Consider the following 13272-nt stretch of genomic DNA (forward strand, 5'->3'; position numbering starts at 1 on the left):
GGTTGGGCGCGCAGCTGAGTCAAATGAATCGACTCGCGTCACGCTGAAAAGGCGGAAAGCGTCCAGCCTGATGGCTGAGCATTCTACTGCGCAGCAGCAGGTTACAAGCTCCTCTTTTCAAAATGAGGTGCGGGCGTGATCTTTTTCGGTTATTTCACGCACGACGCGGCAAGGATTACCCACAGCCAGAACGCCTGACGGAATATCCTTGACCACTACGCTTCCCGCCCCGATGACAACGTTGTTACCTATTGTTATGCCCGGAATAATGCTGACACCCGCACCAATCCAGACATTATTGCCGATGGTCACAGGGCTCGCGTATTCCAGTCCCTGATTTCGGCGTTCGGCATCCAGAGGATGGCCTGCGGTATAAATACCGACGTTGGGTGCGAGAAAGACGTTATCACCGATCACCACGTCAGCCCCATCAAGAATAATAAGATTATGGTTAGCGTAAAAATTGTCGCCAATCGTAATGTTAACGCCATAGTCGCAGTAAAAAGGGGGTTCGATAACGGGATTGCTGCCACACTTTTTAAGCAGCCGGGTGAGCAGCGCAAGGCGTGTTTCATTATTATCAGGCCGACTCAGGTTATAGTCATAACAAAGCATCTTAGCGAGCCCCCGGCGTTGAAGAATGCGTTCATCATGGTTTGCATCATACAAAGTACCATCTGGTACTCGGGTCACCTCGTTCATCTTCTTCCTTATCCTTTCGGCTTAAATGTCTTTATCTCAGGCACCGTGTTCAGGTGCTATCCAGCTTAGCGCGTTTCTGTCACCCCTGCGGCCCTGACAGTCCCGGATGCGTCTGTGGCATGTTCGCGCCTTTAAACATGTATCGCACACGATTTAATCATATTAAGAAACAGCAGGGGAACGACGCCATGCCGACCCGCTACCAGACGCAGGCACCGCCGTTATCCAACGTCACGCTGGTTGAGGTTTCAGCGCCCGAAACCCGTCACAGCAAAATGTAAGCAAAGCGTAGATGTGCTTTTTTGCATAAATTTTGCCAACGCCGTTTTTTACTATGGCTCCTCATTTCCCGGTCATGACAGCGAGGCGTGGTTTTATGAAGCAGTTAAGAATTTATACACTGAAGGATAAAGCGAGCGCTGTGGAGTATTTCAGACAGTGCTGGCCAAAACACAGGGTCAGTTTGCTGAAATTTGGCATAGAGGTGGACAATGTGTTTCTGGGGGGAAATGACCAGCAAAATCAGGTGATGGCTGTGGTCACCTTACCGGAGGGATGTCATGTTCAACATCTGAATGAGCAATATATGCGTAGCCAGGCATTCCGCGACGATATGGCCGGGTTTCCTGTGGCGAATATTATTCGGGTCGAGGAAATATGTATTAGCGAAACGCTTTTTTAATGATGTTTTCTCCTTCGCTCAGGGCTGGGATGACACGCAGGCGCGATTTTTCAACGGACGCGTAAGACGTGCAACTTCGTTAAGATGACGCACGGTGAACAGAATAAAATGTGCATGTCAGCAATGGCTTTCTCTGCTTTTCATGGCATCGGGTAAAAAAATACCCGATGCCATCTATCCGAAACCTCGCGCTGTTTAATCCTGTAAACCTGACGTGCAGAACTTACGTGTGAAGACCGCGTTCAACACCGGGGCGCACTATCTGCTGTGGCTGTCCGCGGTGCCATAAACCCGCTTGATGCGATGACGAGAGAAAACCCTGTCCTGTCGCGACAGACAGCCCGCGAATAAACCGCGCTGACCACCGCACACCTGATTTATCCCTCCCGACTACCCATACCGTTGTTCATTCCCTGGCCCGCGCATGTGTTCTCGTCTGCCGTTCACGCTGCGAGGCAGTCAGAGGCTGCGTCACTTGATGTGAATGCCACGTTAAAGGACATCCCGGCAGTGTCGTGATGGTTTTGCTGTTCCATTTAACAAAAAAGGAAAATTACCCGAATAATAAATAACTTATAATTAACAGCCTGCGAAAGATCGGCAAATGCGAATTTGTGATCCTTATGTTGATGACTCACTGGATTTTGCCAGCCACTTTATTTTCCCGGCAGCCATTCAAAGGCTGAGAGAAAGCAGCTCCCTCTAGACTGCTGCTAATCGGGAAACATCGGTTTCCTGTTTGGCCTCAACCTGAAAAAGGAATAACAATGAACAGCGCCATTATTGCAGGTATTTTCTGGCATCTGGTGGGGGCCGCCAGTGCCGCCTGTTTTTATGCTCCGTTTAAGCAGGTGAAAAAGTGGTCATGGGAAACCATGTGGTCGGTGGGCGGTGTGATGTCGTGGCTGATCTTGCCATGGGCGGTCAGTGCGGTACTGCTGCCAAACTTCTGGGCTTATTACACCAGCTTCAGCGCCTCGCAGTTGCTGCCGGTGTTTCTGTTCGGTGCTATGTGGGGCGTGGGCAATATTAACTATGGGCTCACCATGCGCTATCTGGGCATGTCGATGGGCATCGGGATCGCGATTGGTATTACGCTTGTCGTCGGCACATTGATGACGCCGCTGCTGCAGGGCCGGTTCGTCGAGCTGTTCAACTCGCCCGGCGGCCGCATGACGCTGCTGGGTGTGCTGGTGGCATTGGTGGGCGTGGCCATCGTCTCGCGTGCGGGGTTACTGAAAGAGCGGGCGCTAGGGATTAACGCGGAAGAGTTCAACCTGAAGAAAGGCCTGGTGCTGGCCGTCATCTGCGGTATTTTTTCAGCCGGGATGTCGTTCGCAATGGATGCGGCGAAACCCATGCATGAGGCGGCCGCCAGCCTGGGCATTAATCCTCTTTACGTGGCGTTACCCAGCTATGTGGTCATCATGGGCGGCGGGGCGGTGATTAACCTGGCGTACTGTTTTATGCGCCTGGCGCTGAAGCCAGAGCTGTCAGTGCGGCAGGACTTTTCCATCGCGAAACCGCTACTGTTCGCCAATATCGCCTTCGCCATTCTGGGTGGAACCATGTGGTATTTGCAGTTTTTCTTCTATGCCTGGGGACACGCCAAAATCCCGCCGCAGTATGACTTTGTCAGCTGGATGCTGCACATGAGTCTGTATGTGCTGTGTGGCGGCGTGGTAGGGCTGGTGCTGAAAGAGTGGAAGGACGTGGGACGCCGTCCGGTTCGGGTGTTATCGATTGGCTGTGTGGTTATCATTATCGCGGCCAACATCGTCGGGCTTGGCATGGCTTCCTGAAACAAAAGAAATCAGGCCTGACGCTGACGTCAGGCTTTTTCATTATCGGTGCGCAGGCGTTGTGGCAGAAAGCGCTGCCGCCAGGCACTGGGTGTCAGGCCGGTTTCTCGCGTAAATACCACAGAAAAATAGTTACTGTCGTCAAACCCACACTGCGCCGCAATCTCGCTGATTAAACCGGACTGGGTGCGCAATAAATGTTTGGCCTGACACAGCTGTAACTGACGTAAATAGTGGCCAATTGTCATGCCGGTTTGCTGGCGGAACAGCTGCTTAAGCGAGCGTTCACTCAGCTGATGCTGCTCGCAAAAGTCTGCCAGATTCAAGGGGCGACTGATGTCCACTAACAGTGCCGACATCAGCCGATCCAGTTGCTCGCCTTCAGGCAGGGAGCCGGCACGTTCGGGAGCATAACCATGGCGACGTAAAATCAGCGCCAGCTGCAAAAAAAGCGCCTCGGACAGTTGCACGGAGAGCGCATCACTTTTGCGGCTCTCGCGCTCCAGCTGGCTAATGACGCCCCGTGCCAGCGTCATACCACGAGTCGTGAGCCGCCAGCCACTGGGCATGGTTTCTTGTTGGGGCGGTAACAGCTGGCCCCAGTCAAGCGCAAGATGAAAACGGTCCCGGCAATACAGAATGTTATCAAGGGCCAGATCGTGCACGCTGTCATAGCTATGGCAGTCGCTGTCGCAAATATAAAAAACATCGCCGCAGGTAATCAGCCACGGGCGATCGTTAAGGATATGCAGGCCATTGCCGCGCCAGACGATAACGATCTCGCTGAAAGTATGCTGATGCGGCGGAAAGGAGGGCTGTGGCATACGTTCAGCCACAGCAATGGGCAAGTTGCTGGCCGGGAAGTAGTCCTTACGTGACAGGATCAGTGACATAGTTAATGCTCCGCTTACCACATAGGCTGGCGCTCCGTTCGGGGCGCGCAGCCAAATTCCCGTCTGAACAGGGTAGAAAAATGGTTACTGTCACCGAATCCACACTGATAGGCGATGTCCGTTATGCGCATATCGCTGTGACGCAGCAGGTGGCGAGCCTGCAATAAACGCAGCCGGTTAAGATATCGCTGTGGCGTGCTACCGGTTTGCTGCTTCATCTGGCGATGCAGTGTACGCAGTGACAGCGAGAAGCGATCGGCCAGTGCTTCCCAGCTAATCTCCTCACTGTAGTGATCATTCAACCAGTCTAGCAACCGGTGCAGCCTGGCTTCCTGATCCTGCGCGTTGGGGTTGTGCGCCGCTTCACGCAGCAGTACGAGTAACTGTAAAAACTGCCTTTCCTGATGCGCCTGACGCTCCAGCGACCACACCGCCTGCGGCGTCATCTGTTCCACCAGGAGCAGGGCCTGCGCCATCGCTTTTTGATTAATCCGCCAGTGAGACGCGCACCCACGGTCATCCTCCAGGGGCAGCAACGCCTGTAAGCCCGATAGAAAACGAAACGCCACCGGACTGCGATACAGCACGTTCGTCAGGCACAGGTTGTCGGTTTTCTCATACAGATGACGATCGTGATCGCGCACAAAGCAGACGCAACCGGCGCTTAATGTCTGCGCCTGACCATTGAACACATGAATGCCTGAACCCTGTTCGACCAGCACAATTTCGTGAAAATCATGGTGATGTTCAGGAAACGCCTGCTGGGGCACACGCGGCTCAATGGCAATGGCGTAATCGCCAGCCGGAAAGAAATCAGCACTATGCAGAACAGTCATGATTCGCCCTCGTTTAACAAAACTGCAACCGAGTCTACGCAGGCGATGTGCAGCTTACCTTGAATTTTGAACCGTGCAGCGCAGGAAATGCGTGAAATTTTCAAGATCGCTTAAGTGATTGATAAAAATGCGGGAAAGCTCACAACTCTGCCGTTAAGGAGTTCTGTGAGCTTCCTCACGAACACCTTTGTCACCCTGCCAGTGCCGCTAACCGTCTGGCAGTGCCGCTAAGGTGACAGCAGGGTGCGCTGCGTATCCTGTCGCCATGTCATTTCAGGAAGAACAGGCGATGAGCATGCGTAATAGTGTGGCGATTGATTTAGGCGCATCGAGCGGGCGCGTGATGCTTGCACAGTGGACGGCCGCCAGCCAGCAGATCAGGCTGCGCGAAGTGCGCCGCTTTACCAATCAACGCGTTTGCCAGGCCGGCTATGACTGCTGGGATCTGGACAGGCTGGAGCACGAGATCCGGGCTGGACTGGCGCAACTGGATGAAGAGGGCATTGTGCCCGACAGCATCGGCATTGATACCTGGGGCGTGGATCTGGTGTTACTGGATGCCGAAGGAGCACGCGTCGGTGAGGCGGTGAGCTACCGGGACCCGCGCACCGAAGGCCTGATGAAACAAGCCATCGAGGACCTTGGGCAGCAGGCCATTTATCAACGTACCGGTATTCAGTTCCTGCCTTTTAATACCTTATATCAGCTGCGTGCTCTGCATCTGCAACAGCCGGACTGGCAGGCGCGGGTCAAACATGCGCTGATGATCCCGGACTATCTGCATTATCGCCTGACGGGCGTGATGAACTGGGAATACACCAATGCCACCACGACGCAGTTGCTGAACATCCACAGCGGTGAGTGGGATTCTGACCTGTTGGCCTGGGCGGGCGTCGATCCCGCGTGGTTCGGTAAACCGCAGCCTCCGGGCAACAGGGTCGGTCACTTTATCAGTGCGAGCGGCAAACCGATTCCGGTCATCGCCGTGGCCACCCACGATACGGCCAGCGCCGTTCTGGCGACGCCGCTCCTGGCGGACAACACCGCCTACCTCAGTTCGGGTACCTGGTCGCTGATGGGGATTGAAAGCCTGCAACCCTGTGTGAGTGACGCGGCGATGAATGCCAACGTCACCAATGAAGGCGGCGCGGAAGGCTACCGGATACTGAAAAACATTATGGGATTATGGCTGCTGCAGCGTGTCTGCTCGGAACGCGGCATCCACGATTTGTGCGCGTTGATTGACGCCGCCGCCCGTCAACCAGCCTGCCAGGCGTTGATCAATCCCAACGATGCCCGATTCATCAATCCTGAAAATATGGTGCACGCCATTCAACATGCCTGTGCAGAACAGGCAATGCCGGTTCCGCATACCGACGCCGCACTGGCCCGCACGATTTTTGACAGCCTGGCGCTGCTCTACCGCCAGACGATGGAGGAGCTCAGCCAGTTGCGCGGCACGCCATTGCGCCAGTTGCATGTTGTCGGCGGCGGCAGCCAGAACCCGCTGCTGAACCAGCTGTGCGCCGATGCCTGCCAGTTGCCGGTGCTGGCGGGGCCGGTTGAGGCCTCCACGCTCGGCAATGTCGGCTGCCAGCTGATTGCACTGGGAGAACTGCGCGATGTCGCTGAACTCCGCCGCTGCATCAGCCGCAATTTCCCGTTAGAAACTTTTACTCCGCAGAATCACAGCGCCTTTGCAGCCCATCAGGCTCGCTTCGCCGCGCTGTGCCAACCCGCTAAGGAATGTGCTTATGACAAAGCTGATTGAACAGGCTTTTGAGCTGGCTAAACACCGTTACGCTGCCATTGGCGTCGATGTCGACCAGGTAATGACGCAACTGGATGAGATCCCGGTCTCCATGCACTGCTGGCAAGGCGACGACGTGCGTGGATTTGAAAATCCCAACGGCCAGCTGACGGGCGGTATCCAGGCAACTGGCAATTATCCCGGCCGGGCGCGCAATGCGGTTGAGCTGCGTGCCGATCTGGATAAAGCCATGTCGTTAATTCCCGGCCCGAAAAGAGTCAATCTGCATGCTATCTACCTGGAAAGTGATCAGCCGGTTGAGCGCGATGCAATTGAACCGCAGCATTTCCGTCACTGGGTCGAATGGGCAAAGCAAAACAACCTCGGGCTGGATTTTAACCCGACCTGTTTTTCCCATGCGCACAGTGCGGAGGGTTTCACGCTGGCGCACGCCGATGCGGGCATCCGTCAGTTCTGGATCGATCACTGCAAAGCCAGCCGCCGCATTTCGGCTTACTTTGGTGAGCAGCTTGGCACGCCTTCCGTTATGAATATTTGGGTACCGGATGGGATGAAAGATCTCACGGTCGATCGTGCGGCACCGCGCCAGCGTCTGGCCAGCTCACTGGATGCGATTATCAGCGAAAAATACAACCCGCAACACCATATCGATGCGGTTGAAAGCAAGCTGTTTGGCATCGGCGCAGAGAGTTATACGGTTGGCTCCAACGAATTCTGCCTGGGCTTCGCCGCCAGTCGCCAGATTGCGCTGACACTGGATGCGGGCCATTTTCATCCCACCGAAGTGATCTCCGACAAAATCTCGACAGCGATGCTGTTTGTCCCGCGGCTACTGCTGCACGTCAGCCGTCCGGTGCGCTGGGACAGCGATCATGTGGTCCTGTTGGATGATGAAACCCAGGCCATTGCCCATGAAATCGCACGCCAGAAGCTGTTCGATAAAGTGCATATCGGTCTCGACTTTTTTGACGCCTCAATCAACCGCATTGCCGCCTGGGTGATTGGCACACGCAATACCAAAAAAGCCTTGCTGCGTGCCCTGCTGGAACCGAGCGATCAGCTCAGAGCGCTGGAACGTGAAGGGGATTACACCGCGCGTCTGGCACTGCTCGAAGAGCAAAAATCTCTGCCGTGGCAGGCGGTCTGGGAAGCCTGGTGCCTGCGCCATGATGTGCCAGCTGATGCCAGCTGGCTGAGCGAGGTTCGTCACTATGAACACCACACATTGCGTCAACGCTAAGGAAAAGGCTATGCAAACTATTTTGAACGCTGAGTTTGTGCAGGGGATGGTGAAAGTCACCAGTGATATGTGGCTGAAAGGCTGGGATGAGCGTAATGGCGGCAATGTCAGCCTGCGCCTGTTACCGGAAGAGGTAGCCCCTTTTGCCGCCGATTTTTACGCGCAGCCGCGCTGTGTTGAGTTAAGTCAGCCTGTCCCGGACCTGGCCAACGACTGGTTTCTGGTCACGGGCTCGGGCAAGTTCTTTCGCAACGTTCAGCTTGATGCCGCGGACAGCCTGGTCCTGTTGCAGGTGGATGACAAAGGCTTGTCGTATCGCATCCATTGGGGGCTGAGTAACGGTGGAATGCCGACATCAGAACTGGCGTCCCATTTCCAGTCGCACGCTGTACGCAAACGCGTTACGCAAGGGGCCGACAGGGTGATTATGCACTGCCATGCCACAAACTTTATGGCGCTGAGCTATGTCGTCAACCTCGACGCCGCGCGCTTCACTCGCCTGCTGTGGGAAGGCAGTACCGAATGTCTGGTGGTGTTTCCGGATGGCGTCGGGGTTCTGCCCTGGATGGTGCCCGGCACGGATGACATCGGTCAGGCGACCGCTGACGAAATGGCCACTCACAGCCTGGTCATGTGGCCGTTCCACGGGATCTTTGGCGCAGGGCCGACGCTGGATGACACCTTCGGCCTGATCGATACCGCGGAGAAGTCGTCTGAGGTGGTCGTGAAAGCCCTGTCGATGGGCGGCATACGTCAGAGCATCACGACGGCGCAGTTAATCGCGCTGGGTGAACGCTTTAATGTCAAGCCCTGGCCGGCGGCGCTTCAGGCGGTGCGCAGTGATGTTGCGTAAGGCGTTTGTGATGCAGGTGCATCCGGACTGCCACGATGAGTATCTGCGCCGTCATTCGCCCATCTGGCCTGAGCTGGAACAGACGCTTAAAGCGCACGGTGCGCATCACTATGCCATCTGGCTGGATACGACGCGCCACCTGCTTTTTGCCAGCGTGGAGATCGAATCAGAGGCGCGCTGGCAGGCGGTGGCGCAGACGGCGGTGTGCCAGCGCTGGTGGGCATCCATGCAGGATGTGATGGTGACGAATGCGGATAACAGCCCGGTCAGCGAACCATTACAGCCCATGTTCTATCTGCCTTAGGCCGTTATCGGGCGACAGGGCCGGATGAAAAGGGCCTGTCCTGTGCAGGGTTGCGGCGGTGGTGCTCTGGCGTCACCGCCGACCTGCGTAATGGCGCTGCGGAGGGCGACAACCTCAGTAGCGAACCCGGCTGCTGCCCAGGCGCAAGTTGGGCACGGCTGACATGACCGGGCCAGGGATCACTGGCATGCCGTTCAGCATCGACAAAAATGCCTGTGCCCAGTGATGGCTGTCATGCAGATGCAAGCCCTTCATCAGGCGCGCATGCAGATGTCGCCGTTCACGCAATGGCATCTGCAGGGCGCTGTGAATGGCATCGGCCATGGCATCCGGATCATAAGGATTGACGATAAGCGCACCGTCCATTTGCTCTGCCGCGCCAGCAAACTGCGACAGAATCAGCACGCCTGGGTTATCCGGGTCCTGCAACGCCACATACATTTTTGCCATTAAACTCATTCCCGACATCAGCGGCGTGACCAGCGCTACGCGTGAGGCGCGATAAATGCCCGCCTGTTCCTCACGGCTGTAGGCATGAGTCAGACAGTTAACGGGATACCAGTTCATCATGCCGTGTACGCCGTTAAATTCGCCGCAAAGGGTTTCTAACGTGTGCGCGATGCCCGGTGCCCGGTCCGCGTAGCCCGCAGCGTGCGGTGCCAGCTGTAGCAGGGTAATATTTTTTTGATAGACCGCATGTTTGCGCAGCAGCACTTCTATCGCGCTGATGCGGTAAGGCAGTCCGGCGCTTTCATCAAGATGGCCGCCGCTCAGTACGGTGTTTTCCGCTAAGCTTTCACGGCACTGCATTTCCATAAAGGCACAGCTGTTGCTGTCACGCAGACAGCGCACATCATCAAGATCAATCCCGACAGGAAAGACGCCGAGCTTCACAATCCGTCCCTGCACGCGAATGCTGTCAACGCTCAGGCGCTCGGTACGACATTCGCTCTCCAGCCAGACGATAAAGTTGTTCATGTCCTGAACGGTCTGAAAGCCAATCAGGTCACAGCACAGCAGCGATTCTGTGAGCCAGCGCCAGTCGGGAATCGCCTCAAACATCTTGCCCGAGGGAAAAGGTTGATGCAGGAAAAAGCCCACCGGGTTGGTCAGTCCGGCCTCTCGCAGATAGTGGGCGCAGCCTAACAGGTGGTAATCCTGTATCCAGATGGCGTCGTCGGGCATGGCGTTATCACAGATGACCTGTGCGTAGGCTTCGTTAATTTTTTTATATTCCCGATAGCCGTCAGCAGAGAAGCGGGCCAGGTCCGGACGCTGGTGGAAAACCGGCCACATCCCTTTATGAACATACTGGTGATAACCTTCATTCACCTCGTCCCTGGACAGAGGAAAGGTCAGGGTTGCATAAGCGTCTTTCTGCTCAGCGCTCAGCGGCCTCGGCGCATCAGGAGGCAGAACCGCCGTCTCGCCATCCCAACTGATCCAGAGTCCGCCGTTGCGGGAAAGAAGACCTTCATAAATGGCGGACAGGGTGGAACGTTGTGAATGATTGTGTGATACCAGGATAAAACCTGACATGGTGTTTTCCTTATGGGCGGGCAGGGCGTCAGTCGCCGTGCCCGATGTCCAACAGTCGTCGTGTGGAGGTCGGATGAGAAACTGCAGCAGGCCGCACATAGCAAGGCGTCCTGTTCGTTTAATGGTGTTGGGTGCGGTCAGCACGCACCGAATCACCCAGGCCATCAGGTGAAACCGTCCTGAGATAAATGCCCGGCAGCGCGTCATGACAAATAAACCCGTTACGTTCCAGAAAAGCCGGCGCGCTGTCACTCAGGGCAATAATGCGCTGGCAGCCACCGGTACCAGGATGCGTCAGACAGCAGTGCAGCAGCCAGGAGCCCAGTCCGACATAGCGATATTCCGGCGAGATAAACAGGTCCTGTATTATCCAGGTTTCGGCCATGTCGGTGACCACGCGCGCAAAGCCAATCTGGCGGTCATGGCGATAAAGCCCAAAACAGAGACTGCTGTTCAGTGCCAGCGTCAGAAAACGCGCATCAGGGATCACCGCACCCAGCCACTGGGCAATCAGCCGCGGGTTGAGCATGGCCGGATCGGTATTAACCTCCATCGTCTCTCTGAACCATTTACGGGGAGACATCAGGCGAAGGCGCTGCTGCTCGGCAAGATCCGCCACCACGGCATCACCACAAACCGGCAGCAAAGAGGACGCATTCACGCATTTCATCAACGGCTTCCTTGTACATGGACGCATCTGCGCCCGGTGCTGTAGATTTAAGCGCCCGGCGTGTAAAAGTGGCGTAAAAAAAATCTGATGCGGTGTAAAAAGGGTGCAAAGGAAAAGCGACGAGGTGGGCGCGCCGAGCCCGTTATCCGACGTAAGGCTGGACAAATATGGGTTATCGAGAGATTCGCCCCCGCAGAACAGGCGTTGTTTTCTTAATGCCGGGCACAGCTTAAGGCTACGGCCAGAAGACAGAGAAGAATTGTTCGCTCGTAAGCCAGATTGTTAACCCCTGGATGGCTTACTGAATTTCAACTTTGTCTTTACTGGCGTCGCACTATTCCGATCGCCGCTTTAACGGCTAACGGATGCGTAACCCACTGGCAGGCGGGTTACGCATCCGTCACCCTCCGCCTACAGGGGTGAATTCACGGCGGTATCGTTAGTTTTTTTCGCCGGTGTGACGCCCCAGACTTCGTCATATTCATACCCGGTCAGCGATTTGATCACTTTGCGCGTTTCTGCATCGCAGTCTTTGGGTGCGCCGCCAAGCTTACGACGTGCGACTTCTTTGATCAGCAACCTGTGACTGCTCTGGGTCAGCTTGAACTTATAGGTCAGCCAGAAACTGATGGTCAGTAGTGTGCCAGACACAAACACCACCAATACCACAATGGCATTAATCGCACTCTCGGGTTGGGCGCCATTTCCTTTCGTAAAACCGCTTTCCTGCAGGACGACCCCAATCATAAAGATGGCAATGGCGACGGAGCTTTTACGGGTTAACACCATTACGCCAGCAAAGATTCCCTCCCGACGCTTGCAGGTGACCATCTCATCAATATCAGGAATAAAACTGTAGATGTTCCAGGGAATGTAGAACAACCCGGCACGGGCGATGCCCATAAAAAGAAATATTGCGCTGAACAGAAGGGCCGGTACCTGCCAGTGCCAGAGATAAACGGCAAACAGAAAGAATAAGATCACCAGAATACTGAGATAGGAAATTCTCAGTGCGGTTGAGGGCGTCATATTTAACCGGCCTAACAGCATCATAAATACAAACGTACCCGGGATAGACATAAACATCATGTTGCTCAGTAACAGAGAGGCCAGTGAGGCGTCCTGTTTCAGACCGTAAATCACGAAGTAGGTAAAAACGGCCAGGAAGACATCCATCGCGGTAAATGAGCAGATATAAATCATCAGATGCTGGCGAAAGGCTCTGATTTTGAATGATGAAATAAGGTCCACAAACAAATATTTAAAATGCGCCAGGAAATGACCTTTCCTGACCGGGTGGATCTCATCAGGCTGCCCGGTCTGTATATCTTTCGCTTCCCAGGTGGTTAGCCAGGTAATGAAGACGGCAACACAATAAATGACCGAAAAAATGATCCCCGTCAGCGTATAAGTGATGGCGTTATCTTTGCCAGTGTAGGTCATGATCAGCCCCGGCACGGAGACAGCCAGAAAACTCCCGAGCGAAGAGAACATCAGGCGCACGCCGGACAGACGCGTACGCTCGCTGAAGCGGTTGGTCATCTCTGATGACAGGGTTTCCCACGGGACCAGCACCATTGCAGAGAGTAATTCAATAGTGAGGTACGTACCGAGATAATACCAGTAGCTCATGTCCGTCACCCACAGTGCGCCATACAGCAGCATCAACGGTGACGACATTAATAAAAAGAAGCGGCGGCGGCCAAATTTACGCCCCGCCCATGTATTGCCGAAATTATCGGTGATGTAACCCATTATCGGGCTTAAAACAGAATCGATGACGCGGGCAATGGCAAATATAGACCCCGCTTCAAATACCGATAATCCGCAATAAGTGGTGTAAAAAAATAACAGCCAGGCACCGATAACGGCAAAAGCGCCTCCGCCAAATAAATCCGTTAAGCCGTAGCCGATTGCTACGCCATAACCTACGCGACGCTGAGTGGGTTTAACCATCGATAAAATTCCTGTTCTGGTAGG

The 13272-nt window shown here is 54.9% G+C and carries 12 protein-coding genes; 6 read left to right on the forward strand and 6 right to left on the reverse strand.

Annotated features, from left to right (window positions below):
* Nucleotides 1-117: 117 nt before the first annotated feature.
* The gene (locus tag A6A26_RS13865; RefSeq protein WP_063879272.1) at nucleotides 118-702 is read right to left on the reverse strand and encodes a sugar O-acetyltransferase; all 585 of its coding nucleotides are present in this window, start codon (nucleotides 700-702) and stop codon (nucleotides 118-120) included.
* A gap of 376 nt (nucleotides 703-1078) precedes the next feature.
* On the opposite strand from A6A26_RS13865, the gene A6A26_RS13870 reads away from it, so the two are divergent.
* Both A6A26_RS13870 and rhaT read left to right on the forward strand, forming a co-directional pair.
* Nucleotides 1079-1384, forward strand: coding sequence for a hypothetical protein (locus A6A26_RS13870; protein WP_063879273.1), 306 nt, complete (start codon nucleotides 1079-1081; stop codon nucleotides 1382-1384).
* A gap of 767 nt (nucleotides 1385-2151) precedes the next feature.
* On the forward strand, nucleotides 2152-3186 hold the full coding sequence (gene rhaT, locus A6A26_RS13875) for an L-rhamnose/proton symporter RhaT (protein ID WP_063879274.1): 1035 nt from the start codon (nucleotides 2152-2154) through the stop codon (nucleotides 3184-3186).
* Between the two features lie 29 nt (nucleotides 3187-3215).
* Here the strand turns inward: rhaT and rhaR are convergent, their stop codons facing one another.
* Nucleotides 3216-4079, reverse strand: a complete 864-nt coding sequence (rhaR, locus tag A6A26_RS13880) for an HTH-type transcriptional activator RhaR (protein WP_063879275.1) — start codon at nucleotides 4077-4079, stop codon at nucleotides 3216-3218.
* A 14-nt stretch (nucleotides 4080-4093) separates the two neighbouring features.
* Entirely contained in the window at nucleotides 4094-4915 is an 822-nt protein-coding gene (gene rhaS / locus A6A26_RS13885; RefSeq protein WP_063879276.1) for an HTH-type transcriptional activator RhaS, read from the reverse strand.
* Nucleotides 4916-5204: 289 nt separating this feature from the next.
* Here rhaS and rhaB point away from each other — a divergent pair, with 289 nt between their 5' ends.
* The 4 genes from rhaB to rhaM are packed head-to-tail and all read left to right on the forward strand — an operon-like array spanning nucleotide 5205 to nucleotide 9083.
* The gene (rhaB, locus tag A6A26_RS13890; protein WP_063881160.1) at nucleotides 5205-6686 is read left to right on the forward strand and encodes a rhamnulokinase; all 1482 of its coding nucleotides are present in this window, start codon (nucleotides 5205-5207) and stop codon (nucleotides 6684-6686) included.
* On the forward strand, nucleotides 6670-7926 hold the full coding sequence (locus A6A26_RS13895; protein ID WP_063879277.1) for an L-rhamnose isomerase: 1257 nt from the start codon (nucleotides 6670-6672) through the stop codon (nucleotides 7924-7926). The genes rhaB and A6A26_RS13895 overlap by 17 nt, the downstream gene beginning before the upstream one ends.
* Before the next feature lie 10 nt (nucleotides 7927-7936).
* On the forward strand, nucleotides 7937-8779 hold the full coding sequence (rhaD, locus tag A6A26_RS13900) for a rhamnulose-1-phosphate aldolase (RefSeq protein WP_063879278.1): 843 nt from the start codon (nucleotides 7937-7939) through the stop codon (nucleotides 8777-8779).
* Nucleotides 8769-9083 (forward strand): L-rhamnose mutarotase, encoded by a 315-nt coding sequence (gene rhaM, locus A6A26_RS13905; protein WP_063879279.1) that lies wholly within the window; start codon nucleotides 8769-8771, stop codon nucleotides 9081-9083. The genes rhaD and rhaM overlap by 11 nt, the downstream gene beginning before the upstream one ends.
* A 114-nt stretch (nucleotides 9084-9197) precedes the next feature.
* Here the strand turns inward: rhaM and A6A26_RS13910 are convergent, their stop codons facing one another.
* The 3 genes from A6A26_RS13910 to A6A26_RS13920 form a co-directional block, all read right to left on the reverse strand.
* Nucleotides 9198-10622 carry an alpha,alpha-trehalose-phosphate synthase (UDP-forming) gene (locus tag A6A26_RS13910; protein WP_063879280.1) on the reverse strand — a complete coding sequence of 475 codons (1425 nt, stop codon included), beginning with the start codon at nucleotides 10620-10622 and terminating at the stop codon, nucleotides 9198-9200.
* Between the two features lie 118 nt (nucleotides 10623-10740).
* Nucleotides 10741-11292: a GNAT family N-acetyltransferase gene (locus A6A26_RS13915; protein ID WP_063879281.1), complete on the reverse strand. Its 552-nt coding sequence runs from the start codon at nucleotides 11290-11292 to the stop codon at nucleotides 10741-10743.
* A gap of 411 nt (nucleotides 11293-11703) precedes the next feature.
* Nucleotides 11704-13248, reverse strand: coding sequence for an MFS transporter (locus tag A6A26_RS13920; RefSeq protein WP_063879282.1), 1545 nt, complete (start codon nucleotides 13246-13248; stop codon nucleotides 11704-11706).
* Between the last annotated feature and the right edge of the window lie 24 nt (nucleotides 13249-13272).

It is taken from the genome of Pantoea sp. OXWO6B1, assembly GCF_001641135.1.
In the GTDB taxonomy this organism is placed as follows: domain Bacteria; phylum Pseudomonadota; class Gammaproteobacteria; order Enterobacterales; family Enterobacteriaceae; genus Pantoea; species Pantoea allii.